Annotated in this window: 14 protein-coding genes; 5 read left to right on the top strand and 9 right to left on the bottom strand. The window is 72.5% G+C overall.

Annotated elements, in window-relative coordinates; all coding sequences use genetic code 11:
• Positions 1 to 173: 173 nt before the first annotated feature.
• The 3 genes from ABZ135_RS17130 to ABZ135_RS17120 form a co-directional block, all read right to left on the bottom strand.
• Positions 174 to 962 (bottom strand): hypothetical protein, encoded by a 789-nt coding sequence (locus ABZ135_RS17130; RefSeq protein ID WP_356696419.1) that lies wholly within the window; start codon positions 960 to 962, stop codon positions 174 to 176.
• Positions 963 to 1,123: 161 nt separating this feature from the next.
• Entirely contained in the window at positions 1,124 to 2,383 is a 1,260-nt protein-coding gene (locus ABZ135_RS17125; protein ID WP_356696417.1) for a metallophosphoesterase, read from the bottom strand.
• 336 nt (positions 2,384 to 2,719) lie between these two features.
• Positions 2,720 to 3,826: a LacI family DNA-binding transcriptional regulator gene (locus tag ABZ135_RS17120; RefSeq protein WP_046908646.1), complete on the bottom strand. Its 1,107-nt coding sequence runs from the start codon at positions 3,824 to 3,826 to the stop codon at positions 2,720 to 2,722.
• Between the two features lie 378 nt (positions 3,827 to 4,204).
• On the opposite strand from ABZ135_RS17120, the gene hisC reads away from it, so the two are divergent.
• Positions 4,205 to 5,302: a histidinol-phosphate transaminase gene (gene hisC, locus ABZ135_RS17115; RefSeq protein ID WP_356696414.1), complete on the top strand. Its 1,098-nt coding sequence runs from the start codon at positions 4,205 to 4,207 to the stop codon at positions 5,300 to 5,302.
• Positions 5,303 to 5,353: 51 nt separating this feature from the next.
• Here hisC and ABZ135_RS17110 read toward each other — a convergent pair whose 3' ends face one another.
• A complete protein-coding gene (locus tag ABZ135_RS17110; RefSeq protein ID WP_356696412.1) occupies positions 5,354 to 5,731 on the bottom strand; it encodes a cyclophilin-like fold protein in 378 nt (125 codons plus the stop codon).
• Between the two features lie 202 nt (positions 5,732 to 5,933).
• Here ABZ135_RS17110 and ABZ135_RS17105 point away from each other — a divergent pair, with 202 nt between their 5' ends.
• From ABZ135_RS17105 to ABZ135_RS17090, 4 genes are read left to right on the top strand one after another with little or no spacing between them, the layout of a single operon-like run.
• The gene (locus tag ABZ135_RS17105) at positions 5,934 to 7,448 is read left to right on the top strand and encodes a cytochrome ubiquinol oxidase subunit I (protein ID WP_356696410.1); all 1,515 of its coding nucleotides are present in this window, start codon (positions 5,934 to 5,936) and stop codon (positions 7,446 to 7,448) included.
• A gap of 18 nt (positions 7,449 to 7,466) precedes the next feature.
• Complete coding sequence (gene cydB, locus ABZ135_RS17100) at positions 7,467 to 8,468, top strand: cytochrome d ubiquinol oxidase subunit II (RefSeq protein ID WP_356696408.1); 1,002 nt, start codon at positions 7,467 to 7,469, stop codon at positions 8,466 to 8,468.
• Positions 8,469 to 8,506: 38 nt separating this feature from the next.
• Positions 8,507 to 12,397: a thiol reductant ABC exporter subunit CydD gene (gene cydD, locus ABZ135_RS17095; RefSeq protein WP_356696406.1), complete on the top strand. Its 3,891-nt coding sequence runs from the start codon at positions 8,507 to 8,509 to the stop codon at positions 12,395 to 12,397.
• 20 nt (positions 12,398 to 12,417) lie between these two features.
• Positions 12,418 to 14,130 carry a GAF domain-containing protein gene (locus tag ABZ135_RS17090; RefSeq protein WP_356696404.1) on the top strand — a complete coding sequence of 571 codons (1,713 nt, stop codon included), beginning with the start codon at positions 12,418 to 12,420 and terminating at the stop codon, positions 14,128 to 14,130.
• Between the two features lie 73 nt (positions 14,131 to 14,203).
• Here the strand turns inward: ABZ135_RS17090 and ABZ135_RS17085 are convergent, their stop codons facing one another.
• The 5 genes from ABZ135_RS17085 to ABZ135_RS17065 all read right to left on the bottom strand — a co-directional run bounded on the left by ABZ135_RS17085 (position 14,204) and on the right by ABZ135_RS17065 (position 18,236).
• A complete protein-coding gene (locus ABZ135_RS17085; RefSeq protein ID WP_356696402.1) occupies positions 14,204 to 15,055 on the bottom strand; it encodes an HAD hydrolase family protein in 852 nt (283 codons plus the stop codon).
• 185 nt (positions 15,056 to 15,240) lie between these two features.
• The gene (locus tag ABZ135_RS17080) at positions 15,241 to 16,143 is read right to left on the bottom strand and encodes an LLM class flavin-dependent oxidoreductase (RefSeq protein ID WP_356696401.1); all 903 of its coding nucleotides are present in this window, start codon (positions 16,141 to 16,143) and stop codon (positions 15,241 to 15,243) included.
• Positions 16,144 to 16,184: 41 nt separating this feature from the next.
• Positions 16,185 to 16,643, bottom strand: a complete 459-nt coding sequence (locus tag ABZ135_RS17075) for a hypothetical protein (RefSeq protein ID WP_356696399.1) — start codon at positions 16,641 to 16,643, stop codon at positions 16,185 to 16,187.
• A 7-nt stretch (positions 16,644 to 16,650) separates the two neighbouring features.
• The gene (locus tag ABZ135_RS17070; protein WP_356696397.1) at positions 16,651 to 17,199 is read right to left on the bottom strand and encodes an RNA 2'-phosphotransferase; all 549 of its coding nucleotides are present in this window, start codon (positions 17,197 to 17,199) and stop codon (positions 16,651 to 16,653) included.
• Between the two features lie 89 nt (positions 17,200 to 17,288).
• Positions 17,289 to 18,236, bottom strand: a complete 948-nt coding sequence (locus ABZ135_RS17065) for a MerR family transcriptional regulator (RefSeq protein ID WP_356696395.1) — start codon at positions 18,234 to 18,236, stop codon at positions 17,289 to 17,291.
• Positions 18,237 to 18,337 lie beyond the last annotated feature (101 nt).

Raw genomic sequence — 18,337 nt, 5'->3', positions numbered from 1 at the left:
CGTCCTCACCGCCGACGAGCGCGGGCTCCAGACCCCCGACGACCCCCGCGTCCTCACCTCCGCGTCCCCCCCCACCCGGGCGCCGCCCGCCCCCCGCCCCCGGGGGAGGCGTCAGCCGGCCGTCGCGCCGAGGTCGGGGCGGCGGGCCCGGTCGCCCGGGCGGCGGTCCGCTGTCATTCCGAACGGGTCTCCGGGGAGCCGAAGTCCGGGCCGGTGAAGTCGGGGCTCGAGTAGGTGGGTCGGGGGGCCGGGGGGCCCTCGTTGGGGCTGGTGAAGTCCGGGCCGCTGTAGCCGACCTTGGGGATGCGGCCGGAGGGGGGCGGGGACTGTTTCGGGAGGGGTGGGACGTCGGACGCCGAGGCGAGGGCGTCGCGGAGGAAGGGGAGGACGCCGCGGTCCAGGAGGGCCCGGCACCAGGCGTCCTTCGCGCGCGACAGCTCGTCGTCGGGGGACGGGGCCGGGACCGAGGTGGCGCTGTTGCGCAGGGCGGTCATGAGCAGGCCGCCGGCGGCGAGGAGGAGGCCGGCCGCGCCGACGGCGCCGAAGAGGAGGCCCGCCGTGAGCAGGGTGTCGGCGAACGCGGGGGCCGGGTCGAGCATCTTCAGGACCGCGCCCACCAGCAGGAGGATGACCGCCGCGGTGCCCGCGAGGATCGGGGCGAGGACGGTGACGACGGCGACGGCGCCCGCGCCGGCCGAGTCGCCCAGGATCTCGCCCGTCCCGGGAGCGGTCGAGCGGACCTGCTCGCGGACCTTCACGAAGTGGTCGTACTCGATCGCGGCGGGTGCCGTGATCAGCGCCGTCGCGTTCAGCGCCATGGAGCGGAGCTGGGCGGTGGTGAGCCGCTTCCCGACCTCGGCCAGTTCCGGATGGTCGGGCGCGTTGCGCAGTGCGTCGTCGAGGATCCGCTCGAACTCGGCGCGGTCCTCGGTCAGCAGGTGCGGAGCCACGTTCATGTGCATCCCCCGATGCTCCGTAGGGGCCGGAACCGGCCGTCGGGAACGGCAGGTCGGGCGGAAACGGAGGAGAGCCTGCTACGGATGAGCCGATGGTATTGCGCTTACGGCGCCCGGTGACAGGGTGTTTCGGGAAATCGACTTCCCCGGATGCGGAGTGTTATGCGTCAGGCGGGCAGCGGGAGTTGGACGACCAGCAGCTTTCCGGCCATGGTCACTCCCCCGTCCATCGCGATGGCCAGGCCGTCCGCGTAGACGTGCGGACCGTCGACGACCGGACGCTCGCCCTCTTCGCCGTCCTCCGTGCCGACCTGGCCGAGAAGGTACGGAATGGGGCTGTGGCCGTGCACGATCCGGCGCCCGCCGTACGTCCCGAGCAGCTCCTGGACGGCCTGCGGTCCGGCGGCCTCGTCGCGGAAGGCGAAGCGTTTGGTGAACTTCCGGAAGAGGTCCCAGACCTCGTCCGCGTCGTTCCGGTTGAGGATCTCGTGGACCTTGTCGTTGACGTCCTCGATGGTGCCGCCGTACTCCAGGTACGCGGTGGTGTCGGAGTGCAGGAGCAGATGGCCGTCCTCCTCCACCACGGCGTCGAGCCGGGACATCCACTGGAGGTGGACGTCCTGGAGGCGGTCCATGTCCTGCTTCTGGCCGCCGTTGAGCAGCCAGGCGGCCTGGAAGGTGGCGGTGCCGGCGCCGGAGCTGACCGGGGTGTCGCCGAACCGCTTGGCGCCGATGAGGAGCAGTTCGTGGTTGCCCATGAGGGCCTTGCAGTAGCCGCCGGCGGCGGCGGCCTCGGCGGACAGGCGCATCACGAGGTCGATCACGCCGATGCCGTCGGGGCCGCGGTCGGTGAAGTCGCCGAGGAACCACAGGCGGGCGTTGCCGGCCGACCAGACGCCGTTCTCGTCGATGAGGCCCTGGGCGTGCAGCGCCTGGAGGAGCTCGTCGAGGTAGCCGTGGACGTCGCCCACGACGTACAGCGGGCCGCGGCCGTCGCCGGAGGCGGGCGCGGGAGCGGTGGCCGGCGGGGGCACGGGGGTGACGTGGACCTGGACCGTGTCGCCCCGGTTGATGACCGGGAGGTCGCGCTCGGTCGGGGTGTACCCCTCGGGCGGCTCGTCGTCGGGGAAGGCGTTGCCGGGGTGCCCGGCGGAGCCGAACGGCGCGGCGTGGCCGCCGAGACGGAGTGTGGCGTCGGCGGGTACGGGCGCCGGGACCGGTGCCGCCATGGGGCCGGACTCGGCCCCGGACCCGGACGGGGACCCGGGCGCGGACCCGTGCGAAGCCCCGGACCCGGGCGCGGGCGCAGGCGCGGGGAGCGGCTCGACCGTGTGTCCCTGGACGGGCACGCGGGCGTACGGAGGTACACGGAAGTCACGCAACGTCGCCGTGCGGACCACGGGTTCCTGCCCGTCCCCCTGTGTCATCGACCCCTCCACCACCGTCGCGATGCCCTGCACATCGCGGACCGGCCTGGTCGTGGTGGTCCGCGGTGTCGTCCGCCCATCATAGGAATGAGGGTCCTCCTGTGTGACGCACCAGGGGTGGTGAATCCGGGTCCACTCCGGGTTCACCGGTTGTTTCGCCCGAATTGGGAAGGTCCAGGCCAGGGGAGGGGCCGGGCTGCCCCGAGGTTTACGCCCGTCCCCTCCCCTGAAGGAACCCGATGAGGGACCCGACGGGGGGTCCCGGTCATCCGGTCCGCCGGATGCGATCCCTCCCCCTCCGTGGGATCGGCCTCCGCGGGATCACCCTCCGTCGGATCAGTCCTTCGAGGGAGAGCGGGGCGGGCTCACCGTGGTGCGCGGCGAGCGTCGCTGGGAGGAGGTGCGGACGATCAGCTCCGTCGGTATCACCTGCTCGACCGGTCCGTCGGTCTCGATCCCCTCGATGGCGTCGATGAGGAGCTGGACGACGGCGGTGCCGATCCGGCGGGGCTTGAGCGAGAGGGTGGTGATGGGCGGTTCGGTGTTGGCGTAGACGGTGGACTCGCTGCAGCAGACGAGCAGCAGGTCGTCCGGCACCCGCAGTCCGTAGCGGCGGGCGGCGGCGAGCAGATCGGTGCCGTTGGGGTCGAAGAGGCCGTACACGGCGTCGGGACGGTCGGGGCGGGCGAGCAGCCGGTCGGCCGCGACGGCGCCCGCGCACGGATCGTGCGCCGGATATGCCTCGTAGACGGGGTCCTGGCCGACCCGTTCGCACCAGTTGAGGTACGCGGTGGTGGAGAGCCGGGTGTAGGTGTCGGTGGTGGTGCCGGTGAGCAGGCCGATCCTGCGGGCGCCGGCGGCGGCGAGGTGGTCGAGCAGGTCGAGGACGGCGGCCTCGTGGTCGTTGTCGACCCAGGCGGTGACCGGCAGGGTGCCGGCCGGGCGGCCGTCGGAGACGACGGGAAGCCCTTGGCGCACGAGTTCGGTGACGACGGGGTCGTGGTCGGAGGGGTCGATGACGACGGTGCCGTCGAGGGCGACGTTCGACCAGACGTCGTGTCGGGAGGTGGCGGGGAGGATGACCAGGGCGTAGCCCCGGGCGAGCGCGGCCGAGGTGGCGGCTCTGGCCATCTCCGCGAAGTACGCGAATTCGGTGAAGGTGAAAGGTTCATCCCCGTACGTGGTCACGGTCAGGCCGATGAGGCCCGACTTGCCGGTACGGAGGGTGCGGGCCGCCGCGGACGGGCGGTAGCCCAGTCGGTCTGCGACCTCGCGGACGTGACGGCGGGTGGCGTCCGGGAGCCGGCCCTTGCCGTTGAGCGCGTCGGAGACAGTCGTGATGGAGACTCCGGCGGCGGCGGCCACGTCCCGGATGCCCGCTCGGCCCTGCCGGCTTCCCCGGGTCTGTGCCCGGCTCACCTGGTGCTTCCCTGCTGCTGTCATGGCGAGCCGATAGTAGGGCGAGGGGAGCGGGTCGGGCCGGTCGCATATGCAGGCATTGACAGGCACGTTTCTGCATGATCATCCGGGCTCAAGAAGCCGATATCCCAAGGTGGTTGAGGTCATCGGCATGGGACTCGTGGTCGTCCACGCCCGTGCACCGGGTGTGGGGGCGAGGTCTCGAAGAGGTCTCAACTCACCTCTACGGGGGATGCGCGCCACGGCGCCCGCCACCGGCGCGCGCCACCCCTGCGCGCGCTCCCCCGGTTGTCCACAGCCTTCGGGCCGTTGCCGCTCCGTTGTCCACAGGCCATTCGCAGCGGAGGCGAATCCTCATAAGGTGAGGAGTATTGGTGGTACGGACGGTCGAGGAGGACCACAGTGAGCGAGACCAGCGGGACGAGCGGGACCAGCCCGAAGCTGCGCGCCGTGCTGGACGGCATTCCCACCTACAAGCCGGGCAAGCCGGCCGCCGCGGGCGGTCCGGTCGCCTACAAGCTGTCCTCCAACGAGAACCCGTATCCGCCGCTGCCGGGCGTGATGGAGAGCGCGCTGGCCGCCGCCGGCAGCTTCAACCGCTACCCGGACATGGCCTGTACGGGGCTGATGGCGGAGCTCGCCGACCGCTTCGGCGTGCCCGTGTCCCACCTGGCCACGGGCACCGGTTCGGTGGGCGTGGCGCAGTCCCTGCTCCAGGCCACCTCCGGGCCGGGCGACGAGGTCATCTACGCCTGGCGCTCCTTCGAGGCGTACCCGATCATCACGCAGATCAGCGGGGCCACCTCGGTGCAGGTGCCGCTGACCGAGGGCGAGGTGCACGACCTCGACGCGATGGCGGCGGCGATCACCGACCGGACCCGGCTGATCTTCGTCTGCAACCCCAACAACCCCACGGGCACCGCGGTGCGCCGTGCGGAGCTGGAGCGCTTCCTCGACCGGGTGCCCTCCGACGTCCTCGTGGTGATCGACGAGGCGTACCGGGAGTTCGTCCGCGACACCGAGATCCCCGACGGCATCGAGCTCTACCGCGACCGGCCGAACGTGGCGGTGCTGCGGACCTTCTCGAAGGCGTACGGCCTCGCCGGCCTGCGGGTGGGCTTCGCGGTCGCCCACGAGCCGGTGGCGGCGGCGCTGCGCAAGACGGCGGTGCCGTTCGGGGTGAGCCAGCTCGCCCAGGACGCGGCGGTGGCCTCGCTGCGGGCGGAGGACGAGCTGCTCGGGCGGGTCGGCTCGCTGGTGGCGGAGCGCGAGCGGGTCCATGCGGGGCTCGTGGCCCAGGGCTGGACGGTGCCGGACACGCAGGCGAACTTCGTGTGGCTGCGGCTCGGCGAGCGGACGATGGACTTCGCGGCGGAGTGCGAGCGGCACGGCGTGGTGGTGCGGCCGTTCGCGGGTGAGGGCGTCCGCGTCACGATCGGTGAGTGCGAGGCGAACGATCTGTTCCTGAAGGCGGCGGAGGGCTTCCGCAAGGAGGCGTAGAACGGGTGTAGTCCGTCAGGTCGGCCGGGTGGCCGGCCCTGAGCGTGTCCTCTAGTCGACGAGTTCCACGCGGATCGGGTCGCCGTCCCTGACGGTGGCCAGGATGCGCGGGTCCCCGTCGAGCGTGCCCAGGATGTTGCAGGGGCTCGCGAGCCGCGGTTCGTCGCCGCGGGAGATCGGAGTGGGGCCGTAGGGGAGGGCGAGAGCGTCCCCCTCGGTCCAGAAGGCCACCGTGCCCGGGGGGACGACCTGTCGTGCGTCGTCCTCGACGGCGACGGAGACCGGAGTGTCGAAATAGACCTCCTCGCCCCAGGTCCGGGCGGTGGAGGAGATCGGGAGAGCCCCCGCGAGCGCCTTGCTCGTGGGGGTTTCGTCGATGGTGGCCGTGGTGTGGCCGGCGGGCCAGGAGATGCGTATCCGAAGGTTCATGGCCGGATTCAACAATATGTTGAAGGTCTTGGGAAGAGGTGACCTTCGGCATAGGGACCCCGCCTGTACGTACGGATTTCGTATAAGCCATAATGCTTGTGAATGTGAACGCGTTCACAAGCGTGCCCTGCTTCCTCCCGAGATGGGTGGATTCAAGGAGGGCAGGCCGCCGTGTGACCACGCGATGTAAGGAGAAGACGCCGTGGACCTCGCTCTTGCGCCAGAGACTCTGGCGCGCTGGCAGTTCGGCATCACCACCGTCTACCACTTCCTCTTCGTCCCGCTGACGATCTCCCTCGCCGCCCTCACCGCCGGGCTGCAGACGGCCTGGGTGCGCACCGGGAAGGAGACGTACCTCAGGGCCACGAAGTTCTGGGGCAAGCTCTTCCTGATCAACATCGCGATGGGTGTGGTCACCGGCATCGTGCAGGAGTTCCAGTTCGGCATGAACTGGTCCGACTACTCGCGCTTCGTCGGCGATGTCTTCGGCGCTCCGCTGGCCTTCGAGGCGCTGATCGCCTTCTTCTTCGAGTCGACCTTCATCGGCCTGTGGATCTTCGGCTGGGACAAGCTGCCGAAGAAGATCCACCTCGCCTGCATCTGGATGGTGTCGATCGGCACCATCCTGTCCGCGTACTTCATCCTCGCGGCGAACTCCTGGATGCAGCACCCGGTGGGCTACCGGATGGTGGAGAAGGGCGGCCGGATGCGGGCGGAGCTCACCGACTTCTGGCTGGTGCTGACCCAGAACACCGCGCTCACCCAGTTCTTCCACACCATGACCGCGGCCTTCCTGGTCGGCGGCGCGTTCATGGTCGGCATCGCCGCCTTCCACCTGGCACGCAAGAAGCACATCCCGGTCATGCGGACCTCGCTGCGGCTCGGCCTGATCACCCTGATCATCGCCGGTCTCGGCACCGCGATCAGCGGTGACCTGCTCGGCAAGGTCATGTTCAAGCAGCAGCCGATGAAGATGGCCGCGGCCGAGGCCCTGTGGGACGGCGAGGCGCCGGCGCCCTTCTCCGTCTTCGCCTACGGCGACGTCGACAAGGGCCACAACAAGGTCGCCATCGAGATCCCGGGCGTGCTGTCCTTCCTCGCGAACGGCGACTTCACCTCGCACGTCCCCGGCATCAACGACATCAACAAGGCGGAGCAGGAGAAGTTCGGGCCCGGCGACTACCGGCCCAACATCCCCGTCGCCTACTGGGGCTTCCGCTGGATGATCGGCTTCGGCATGGCCTCGCTGACCATCGGTGTCGTCGGGCTCTGGCTGACCCGCAAGAAGTTCCTGCTGGCACCGGGCCTGCGGACCGGTGACGACGAGGTGCCGCATCTGGTCCTGTTCAGGCGGAAGCCGCTCAGCCCCCGCCTGGGCAGGTGGTACTGGACCGTCGCCCTCTGGACCATGGCCTTCCCGCTGATCGCCAGCTCCTGGGGCTGGATCTTCACCGAGATGGGCCGTCAGCCGTGGGTCGTCTACGGCGTGCTGCGCACCCGGGACGCGGTCTCCCCCGGTGTCTCGACGGCCGAGGTGCTCACCTCGATGATCGTCTTCACCCTCCTCTACGCCGTCCTCGCCGTCATCGAGGTGAGGCTGCTCGTCAAGTACGTGAAGGCCGGCCCGCCCGAGCTCACCGAGGACGACCTCAACCCGCCCACCAGGATCGGCGGGGACACCCGTGATCCCGACCGGCCCATGGCCTTCTCGTACTGAGGCTCAGGAGAGCGAGACATGGAACTCCACGACGTCTGGTTCGTGCTCATCGCCGTCCTGTGGATCGGCTACTTCTTCCTGGAGGGCTTCGACTTCGGAGTCGGCGTCCTGACCAAGCTGCTCGCCCGTGACCGTCCGGAGAAGCGGGTGCTGATCAACACCATCGGCCCCGTCTGGGACGGCAACGAGGTGTGGCTGCTGAGCGCCGGCGGCGCGACCTTCGCCGCCTTCCCCGAGTGGTACGCGACGCTCTTCTCCGGCTTCTACCTGCCCCTGCTGCTCATCCTGGTCTGCCTGATCATCCGCGGTGTGGCCTTCGAGTACCGGGTGAAGCGGCCCGAGGAGCGCTGGCAGCGCAACTGGGAGCAGGCCATCTTCTGGACCTCCCTCCTCCCGGCCTTCCTGTGGGGCGTGGCCTTCGGCAACATCGTGCGCGGCGTGAAGATCGACGCGCGGATGGAGTACGTCGGCACCTTCTGGGACCTGCTCAACCCGTACGCCCTCCTGGGCGGACTGGTCACGCTCACCCTCTTCACCTTCCACGGCGCGGTGTTCGCGGCGCTCAAGACGGTCGGTGACATCCGGACCCGGGCGCGGGCCCTGGCGCTCAAGCTGGGCCTGGTCACCGCGGTGATCGCGCTGGTCTTCCTGCTCTGGACCCAGATGGACAAGGGCGACGGCGCGAGCCTGGTCGCGATGCTGATCGCCGTGGTGGCCCTGGTCGGGGCGGTCGGGGCGATCAGGATGGGCCGCGAGGGCTGGTCGTTCGCGCTGTCGGGTGTCACGATCGCGGCCGCGGTGGCCATGCTGTTCCTGACGCTCTTCCCGAACGTCATGCCGTCCTCGCTCGACCCCGCGTGGAGCCTCACGGTCACCAACGCGTCGTCGAGCCCGTACACCCTCAGGATCATGACCTGGTGTGCGGCCATCGCGACCCCGCTGGTGCTGCTCTACCAGAGCTGGACCTACTGGGTGTTCCGCAAGCGGATCGGCACCCAGCACATCGCCGAGGCTCACTAGCCGACCCCGGTCGGCCGTCTCAGGGGAGCATGTTTCACGTGAAACCGATCGATCCGCGACTGCTGCGCTACGCGAGGGCCACCCGCTTCTTCCTCGGGGCGGTGGTCGCGCTCGGCCTCGTCGGGGCCGCGCTGATCGTCGCCCAGGCGATGCTCGTCGCCGAGATCGTGGTGGGGGCCTTTCAAAAGGGCCTGTCGGTTTCCGGACTCACCACGCCCCTGCTGCTGCTCGCCGGAGTGGCGGCGGGGCGCGGGCTCGTCTCCTGGCTCACCGAACTCGCCGCCCACCGGGCGAGCGCGGCGGTGAAGTCCGAACTGCGCGGCCGGCTGCTCCAGCATGCCGCGCGGCTCGGGCCGGGATGGCTCAGCGGGCAGAAGGCCGGTTCGCTGGCCGCGCTCGCGACGCGGGGTGTGGACGCGCTCGACGACTACTTCGCGCGCTATCTGCCCCAGCTCGGGCTCGCGGTCGTGGTGCCCGTGGCGGTGCTCGCCCGGATCGTCACCGAGGACTGGGTCTCGGCCGCGGTCATCGTGGTGACGCTGCCGCTCATCCCGATCTTCATGATCCTGATCGGCTGGTACACCCAGGCCCGGATGGACCGTCAGTGGAAGCTGCTCTCCCGGCTCTCCGGACACTTCCTCGACGTGGTGGCCGGACTTCCGACGCTGAAGGTCTTCGGCCGGGCCAAGGCCCAGGCCGAGAACATCCGGTCGATCACCGCGGAGTACCGGCGGGCGACCATGCGGACCCTGCGGATCGCGTTCCTCTCCTCCTTCGCGCTGGAACTCCTCTCGACCCTGTCGGTCGCCCTGGTCGCGGTCGGCATCGGCATGCGGCTTGTCCACGGCGGCCTGGACCTGTACACCGGGCTCGTCATCCTGATCCTCGCGCCCGAGGCGTATCTGCCGCTGCGGCAGGTGGGGACGCAGTACCACGCGGCCGCCGAAGGGCTCGCGGCCGCCGAGGAGATCTTCGAGGTCCTGGAGAGCCCACTGCCGGCCGGTGGTACGGGAGCGGTGCCCGCGTCCGTACGACTCGAACTGGACCGGGTGACCGTACGCCACCCCGGGCGCGCCGCACCCTCGCTGGACGCGGCCACCCTGACCGTGGAGCCCGGCGAGACGGTGGCCCTGGTCGGGCCGAGCGGCGTCGGCAAGTCGACCCTGCTCGACGTGGTGCTCGGCTTCGCGACGCCCGAGGAGGGCGGCACGGTCCGGGTCGGCGGCGCGGACCTGGCCTCGCTCGACCTGGAGGAGTGGCGGACCCGGATCGCGTGGGTGCCGCAGCGCCCCTATCTCTTCGCCGGGACGATCGCCGAGAACGTACGGCTGGCCCGGCCGGACGCCTCCGACGAGGCGGTACGGCAGGCACTGACGGACGCCGGAGCGGACGGGTTCGTCGCCGAGCTGCCGGAGGGCGCGGACACCCTCCTCGGCGAGGACGGCGCCGGACTCTCGGCCGGCCAGCGCCAGCGCCTCGCCCTGGCCCGGGCGTTCCTGGCGGACCGTCCGCTGCTGCTCCTGGACGAGCCGACGGCCGCGCTCGACGGGGAGACCGAGGCGGCCGTCGTCACGGCCGTCCGCCGCCTCGCCGCCGGCCGTACGGTCCTCCTGGTCGTCCACCGCCCGGCCCTGCTCGCGGTCGCGGACCGTGTCGTCCATCTGACGCGCCGGGAGGAGGGCGAGTCGGCCGACGGCGCGACGGCGCCCGCCGCGGCCGGCGCGGCCGGTCCGCGCGTGGCCGGGCTGCTGGCGGACGGCGCGCCGGTCGGTGCGGCACGCGGCACCACGGCCGCCGACTCCGGCCCGCACTCCGACTCCGGCGCGGACTCCGCCTCAGAGCCGGACTCCGCTGCCGGGGCCGAGGCCGGGACGGCTCCCGCCTCCCGTGGGCCCGGGCCCGCGTCGGTCGCCGATGCCGCTGATGCCGCCGATGTCGCCGGTTCGACGGGTGCCCGGGCCGGCGGGGCCGTGGGGGCTCCCGCGAGCGCCCCGGGCGTCGGCGCGGGGGCGGCCGGTGAGAGGGGCCGGCCGGCGCCGGGCGGCGGTACGGGCTCCGGGGCCGACGAGCGGGCCGGAGGCGCCGCGGTCGGCGTGGTCGGCGGCCGTGGCGCGCGCGTGGTGTTCGGGCGGGTGCGGGGGATGGCCGGGGCGTTGCGCGGGCGCATGGGGCTCGCGCTGCTGCTCGGCAGCCTGGCGCTGGGGTCCGCCGTCGGGCTCATGGCCGTGTCCGGGTGGCTCATCTCCCGGGCGTCCGAGCAGCCGCCCGTGCTCCATCTGATGGTGGCCGTCACCGCCACCCGCGCCTTCGGGATCGGGCGGGCCGTCTTCCGCTACGCCGAGCGGCTCGTCTCGCACGACGCCGTCCTGCGGATGCTCGCCGATCTGCGGGTCGCCGTCTACCGGCGCCTGGAGCGGATCGCCCCGGCCGGGCTGCGCCGCACCCGGCGCGGCGATCTGCTCGCCCGGCTCGTCCAGGACGTCGACGCCCTCCAGGACTACTGGCTGCGCTGGCTGCTGCCCGCGGGCGCCGCGCTCGTCGTCGGTGCCGGATCCGTCGGCTTCACCACCTGGCTGCTGCCCGAGGCGGGCGCCGTGCTCGCCGTGGGGCTGGTGCTCGCCGGGGTCGCCGTGCCGCTGGCCGGTGCGGCGCTCTCCCGACGGGCCGAACGGCGGCTCGCCCCCGCCCGGGGCGCGCTCACCACGGCCGTCGTCGACCTGCTGCGCGGCTGCGCCGAACTCACCGTGGCCGGCGCGCTCAGGAACCGCGTGGCCCGGGCCGCCGAGGCCGACCGCGCCCTCACCGCCATCGCCTCCCGGCAGTCCGCCGCCACCGCGCTCGGCGCCGGGCTCTCGGCCCTGGTCTGCGGCCTCACCGTCGTGGCGGCGGCGGTCGTCGGCGTGCAGGCGGTGCGCGACGGCCGCCTGGACGGGGTGGCGCTCGCGGTCGTCGTGCTGATCCCGCTCGCCGCCTTCGAGGCCGTCACCGGACTGCCGCTCGCCGTCCAGTACCGGCAGCGGGTCCGGCGCAGCGCCGAGCGGGTCTTCGACGTGCTGGACGCGCCCGTGCCCGTACACGAGCCGGTCGTGCCCGCCGTCGCCCCGGCCGGGCCGTTCCCTCTGGAGCTGGCCGGTCTGTCGGCGCGGCACGCCGGGCAGGAGCGGCCGGCCCTGGTGGACTTCGGGCTCACCCTGGAGGCGGGGCGCCGGGTCGCCGTGGTCGGCGCGTCCGGCTCGGGGAAGACGACGCTCGCGCAGGTGCTGCTGCGCTTCCTGGACGTCGAGCAGGGCACGTACCGGCTCGGCGGGACGCCGGCGCGGGAGCTCGACGGGGACGACGTACGCCGTCTGGTCGGCCTGTGCGCGCAGGACGCCCATCTCTTCGACAGCACGCTCCGGGAGAACCTGCGGCTGGCCCGCACCGACGCGAGCGACGACGAGCTGCGCGAGGCGCTGCGCCGGGCCCGGCTCCTGGACTGGGTGGACGGGCTGCCCGACGGGCTCGACACCCTCGTGGGCGAGCACGGCTCACGGCTCTCCGGCGGCCAGCGGCAGCGCCTGGCGCTCGCCCGGGCCCTCCTCGCCGACTTCCCGGTCCTCGTCCTGGACGAGCCGGCCGAGCACCTGGACCTGACCACCGCCGACGCGCTCACCGTCGACCTGCTGCGGGCCACCGAGGGCCGTACGACCGTCCTGATCACCCACCGTCTGCACGGCCTCGACGCCGTGGACGAGGTGGTGGTCCTGGACCGGGGCCGGACCGTGCAGCGCGGGGCGTACGCGGAGCTGGCGGCGGCCGAGGGGCCGCTGCGGCGGATGCTGGAGCAGGAACGGGCGAGCGATCTGCTGCTGACGGGAAGCACCCCGGCGGGAGACAGCCCGAGGGGAGACACCCCGACGGGAGACACCCCGACTTTTCTCGCCAAATAGGACTTACTAGGCTCGGGCGCATGACCGCCGCCGTGCCCGACGCCCCGGACCCGCTCGAAGCCGCGACGCAGGCCGCGCGCAGCCTGCACGGCCTGTCCACCGAGCTCACGGCCCGCGTGCCGCAGCTCCTGGAGGCGATGCGCTCCGTCGGCACCGGCCTCGAACTGCACTCCACGCTCGACCGGATCTGCGAGACCGCCGCCGAGCTGGCGGACGCCCGCTACGCCGCCATCGGCGTGGTCGACGACGAGGGCGACGGCCTGTCCGACTTCGTCACGTACGGCGTCGGGGAGGAGGTCGCCCGCCGCATCGGGCGCCGGCCGGACGGGCACGCCGGGCTCCTCGGCGCGCTCATCCGCGAACCGGGGACGATCCGGCTCGCGGATCTGTCGGCCGACCCGCGCGCGGCCGGGTTCCCGCCCGGCCATCCCCCGATGCGGACGTTCCTCGGCGTCCCGATCCGGGTCCAGGGCGAGATCTTCGGCAATCTCTACCTCGCCGAGAAGAACGGCGGCGGCGACTTCAGCGACGACGACGTCCACATGGTCCGGGTGCTCGCCACCGAGGCGGGGATCGCCATCGGCAACGCCCGCCTGTACGAGGCCGCGCGTCAGCGGGAGCGGTGGATCGACGGCTCCGTCGCCGTCACCACCGCGCTGCTCTCCGGCGGCGACGCCGACGACGCGCTCACGGTCGTCGCCGAGCAGGCGCGCCGGCTCGCCGACGCCGCCGCGGGCATCGTGCTGCTGCCGGCGGAGGACGGCGGCCTGGAGATCGTCGCGGTCTCCTCCCCCCGCCCCACGAAGGCGCTCGGCGTGGTGATCGCGCCCGAGAGCGCGGTGGTGGAGCGGCTGATGGAGGGGGAGGCGGTGTTCCTCGCCGACGTCTCCAGCGATCCGCGGATGGTGCACCGGCTGTCCGCCGCCTACGGGCCGGCGATGCTGCTGCCGCTGCAGAGCGGCGGCCGGGTCCTCGGCGCGCTCGCCACCCCGCGCAGCCGCGGGGCGCGGCAGTTCACGGAGGCCGAGCGGACCCTGGCCACGCAGTTCGCCTCGCAGGCGGCGCTGGCCCTGATGATGGCGGAGGCGCAGCGGGACCGGGAGCGGCTCGCCGTCTACGAGGACCGCGACCGGATCGCCCGCGATCTGCACGACCTGGTCATCCAGCGGCTGTTCGCCACCGGGATGATGCTGGAGAGCGCCCAGCGCAAGTCCGTCGTGCCGGCCGTGCAGGAGGGCGTCGGCAAGGCGGTGGACGAGCTGGACGTCACGATCCAGGAGATCCGTACCGCGATCTTCGCGCTCCAGCAGGGACCGGCGGAGGCGCCGTCGGGGCTGCGGACCCGGGTCCTGCGGGAGATCAACATGGCGGCGGTGCCGCTGGGCTTCACGCCCACGCACCGCTTCGTGGGCGTGATCGACGCGGCGGTCGGCGACCTCACCGGCAAGAACCTCATCGCCGCGCTGCGCGAGGCGCTCTCCAACGCCTTCCGGCACGCGGCGGCCACCCGCATCGAGGTCGTCGTGGACGCGACCGTCACGCTGCCGGACGGCAGCCAGGGCGTGCGGCTCTCGGTCGCGGACGACGGCATCGGCCTCCCCGAGGGCGGCCGCCGCAGCGGCCTGCGCAACCTGGCCCGCCGCGCCGAGTCCCTCGGCGGCGCGAGCTGGTGCGGCCCGGGCATCGGCGAGGCGGGCGGCGGTACGACGGTGATCTGGGAGGCCCCGCTCTAGCGGCGGCCCTCCACGTACCCCACGTACCCCACATGCCCCACGGACCGCACCGGCCCGCCCGTCCTGCCCGGCGCTACAGCCGCAGGTCCTCGACGGCTTCGGCGACCAGTTGTTCGATGATGACGGCCACGCCGTCCTCGTTGTTGCCGGCGGTGCGGCCGGAGGCGGCGGCGAGGACGTCGGGGTGGGCGTTGCCCATGGCGTAGGAACGGCCGGCCCAGCTCAGCATCTCGATGTCGTTGGGCATGTCGCCGAAGGCCACCACCTGCTCCGGCGTGATGCCGCGCTCGGCGCAGCAGTGGGCGAGGGTGGACGCCTTGGAGACGCCGAGGCCGCTGATCTCGATGAGGGCGGTGGGGCTGGAGCGGGTGAAGGAGGCCAGGTCGCCGGCGGCCGCGCGGGCGGTGGCGAGGAAGTCGTCCGGATCGAGCTCGGGGTGCTGGGCGAGCAGCTTGAGGACGGGGGCGGCGGCGCCGGGGCTCTCCTCGAACAGGAGCTTCTCGGCCGTGGCGACGGTGGCGCCGGGGTCGAGGAAGAACGGCGGGTACTCCGGCTCGTAGTGGATGCCGGTGGTGAGTTCGACGGCGAAGCTGGTGCCGGGGGCCGCGACGCGCAGGGCGCGCACGACGTCCAGGGCGACGGGCCGCCGCAGGGGGCGGACCTCCAGGAACGTTCCACCGGAGTGGAGGTCGACGACCGCGGCGCCGTTGGCGCAGATCGCGAGGCCGTGGCCGTGGACGTGGTCGCTGACGACGTCCATCCAGCGGGCCGGGCGGCCGGTGACGAAGAAGACCTCGATGCCGGCCCGCTCGGCTGCGGCGAGGGCGGCGACCGTGCGCTCCGAGACGGATTTGTCGTCCCGCAGCAGGGTGCCGTCGAGGTCGGTGGCGATCAGGCGCGTGCGCGCGGTTCGGGTTGAGGTCACCGATCCATTGTTCCGTACGAAGTGCACGGGCGTGCGAGGGTGCGCACATCTGAGTGGCCGGTTAGGTCTCCCGCGGTCCTCCTGCGGCCCTCTCGCGCGCCTCCGCGCTCTCCTCGCGCGCCCCAGGAGCTCCCTTGCGCGCCCCCTGGCTTCCCGCGCACGCCCCGCTGCGCGGCGCCCTGCCCTCAGCCGAGCTGGGCCATCGCCTCGGTGGCGATCTTCTCGAAGACGGTCTCGTCGGCGGCGAAGTCGGAGTCGGGGATCGGCCAGTGGATCACGATCTCGGTGAAGCCGAGTTCCCGGTGGCGGCCGGCGAAGTCGACGAAGCCGTCCAGGGAGCGCAGGACCGTGTTCTGCTCGGGGGTGAAGCCGGTGAGGAGGATCTTGTCCAGTTCCGTCAGGTCGCGGCCGATCTCGGCGCAGGCCGTGCCCAGCTTCTCGATCTGGCCGCGGATCGCCGCCAGCGACTGCTCCGGGGTGCCGTCCTCGTACAGCTTGGGGTCGCCGGTGGTCACCCATGCCTGTCCGTGGCGCGCCGCGAGCCGCAGGCCGCGCGGGCCGGTCGCCGCGACCGCGAAGGGCAGGCGGGGCCGCTGCACGCAGCCGGGGATGTTCCGGGCCTCGTCCGCCGAGTAGAAGGTGCCGTGCCGGGTGACGGCCTCCTCGGTGAGCAGTTGGTCGAGCAGGGCGACGAACTCGGCGAACCGATCGGCGCGCTCGCGCGGGGTCCATGCCTCCTGGCCCAGGGCGGTGGCGTCGAAGCCGTTGCCGCCCGCGCCGATGCCGAGGGTGACCCGGCCGCCGGAGATGTCGTCGAGCGACATGAGCTCCTTGGCGAGCGTCACCGGGTGCCGGAAGTTGGGCGAGGTCACGAGCGTGCCCAGGCGCAGCCGCTCGGTCGCCGTCGCGGCGGCGGTGAGCGTGGGCAGGGCGCCGAACCAGGTGCGGTCCCGGAAGGAGCGCCAGGACAGGTGGTCGTAGGTGTAGCCGGCGTGGAAGCCGAGCTCCTCGGCCCGCTGCCATGCGGCACGGCCGCCCTCGTGCCAGCGGTCGACGGGAAGGATCACGGTGCTCAGGCGCAGGGTCATACGGACGAGCGTACGACGGGGGCGGCCGGGGCCGGCCGGGGTCAGCGGACGTTCCGGGAGAGCCAGGGGGTGATCGCGGCGGGGGTGACGAGTTCCTTGTACGTCTCGTCGCCGGGGAGCGGGACGATCAGCCACCAGCCGGGCGGGAAGAGCCGGCTCTTCACGTGGGCGAGGCCGTCGTGGACGGCGCGGAGGAAGGCGGGGACCGTGTCGCGGGGGACGTCCTCGAAGTCGACGCCCTCGACGGTGATCCTGGCGTCGTCCTCGGGGTAGAGGCGGACGGAGACCGCCGGAGTGCCCCCGAACTCGACGAATGCCTCGTGGGGGAGGGAGCCGTCGGGGTCGAGGACGGTGAAGGCGCCCGCGGAGGTGCGGCGGGAGGTCTGGTCCGCGCCGATGTCGTCGGTCACGGTCATCTCCAGGCCGTAGTCCCGGGCGATCTCGCGGAGGGCGGCGACGGCGGACTCGGTCGTGGGCAGGTGCGGGTGGTGGGCTCCCATGGGGCGATCATGCCTCAGGGAAGCGGATGAACTCCGGTGGTACGGCGTCGGTGAGCCAGACGCCGTTGGCGCTGAGGTGGAAGACGTGACCGGCCCGGTGCAGGGCGCCGGCGTCGACGCTCAGCACCACGGGCCGGCCCCGGCGGGCGCCCACGCGGGTGGCGGTCTCCCGGTCGGGCGAGAGGTGCACGTGGTGGCGGGCCATGGGGCGCAGGCCCTCGGTCCGGATGGCGGGGAGCCGGGCGGCGACCGTACCGTGGTAGAGGTACGCGGGCGGTTCGGCGGCCGGCAGGTCGAGGTCGACGGGGACGGTGTGGCCCTGGCTTGCCCGGATGCGGGTGCCCTCGATCGCGAAGCGCTTCTTGTCGTTGGTGGCGACGACGTGGTCGAGCTCGGCGCGGGTGATCGGGAAGCCGTGCGCGGCGGCGGCCCGCAGGAGCGCGTCGATCTCGGTCCAGCCGTGCGGGTCGAGCACGAGCCCGATGCGTTCGGGCTGGTGCCGCAGGTGCTTCGAGAGGTACTTCGACACCTTCACGGTGCGTTTCTCGTCATTCATGAATTCATTGAAGCCGCAGGTTTGTTCCACAGCCAACTGCATTTATCCACAGGGGAATTGATGATCCTGTGGACAACGAGCCTGGGAATTCAAGGCTCTTGATCAATTTTGCTGTGATTGGCGGCATTTGCGGCAAGGGTGTCCAATGTCCTTGTCTGCACCTCTCGTTCGGCTGCGGCGGCGACGAACGCCGCCACGTTCTCGGCGCCAACGAGCCGCTCGACGGCCCGGATCGTGGCCGGCGGAAGCGCTACGGAACGGGGCTCGCGGTCCTCGGGCAGGGGGCTGTCCGGAGACAGGTGCGACTGCAGGTGGCGGGTCGCGAACAGGCGCATGGCCCGCGCCAGTTCGGCGTCGACGGTCTGCTGCGCGAGCGGCCGCAGCCGGCGCACCATCGTCGCCGCCTCCGCCGCGTCCGCGTCCGTCGGAGGCCGGTGCTCCAGATAGCGGGCGAAGACGTGCTCGGTCGTGAACTCCAGGAAACGGGCGGCGATGTGCTCGACCTGGCCCCGAAGTTCCCGCAGATGCCCGGTGATAGCGGACAGCGGCACGCCCGCCGCGTGCAACTCGGCCGCCACGGCGAGCTCTTGAGGGCTCGGGACCACGTACTCCTCGGTCTCCCGGTCCGGGACGCGCTCCAGGACACCGAGCTCGATCGCCTCCCGCACCGCCTCCTCGTCGGGGGTGCCGCCGAAGCGCGCGTCGAGCTCGGCGCGCGAGATCCGGTCGGCCTCCTCGTCGGTCCACGGCCCCTCCACCTCGGCGACGAGGCCGAGCACCCCGCCGAGCCCGCGCCCGGCGTCCCATGCCTCCAGGAGCTCCTTGATGGAGGCCAGGGTGTAGCCGCGCTCCAGCAGATCGGCGATCTGCCGCAGCCGGGCCAGATGCGTGTCCCCGTACACGTTCGACCGGCCGCGCCGCTCCGGGCGGGGCAGCAGACCACGGTCCTGGTAGGCGCGGATCGTCCGGACGGTGGCCCCGCTGTGATGGGCCAGATCCTCGATCCGGTACTCCGGCTGTGCTGACTGCTCGGACAAACCCGCTCCCACCGACCGCTCCTGCGCCCCGCTGTCGCGGCGCCTTCCTGCGAGGGGATCGTACGACCGCCTTCCGCCGGGACTCCCTACGGCGCCGGGCC

Source organism: Streptomyces sp. NPDC006339 (genome assembly GCF_040612775.1).
In the GTDB taxonomy this organism is placed as follows: Bacteria; Actinomycetota; Actinomycetes; order Streptomycetales; family Streptomycetaceae; genus Streptomyces.
This window is presented reverse-complemented; position numbering and strand designations above follow the sequence as displayed.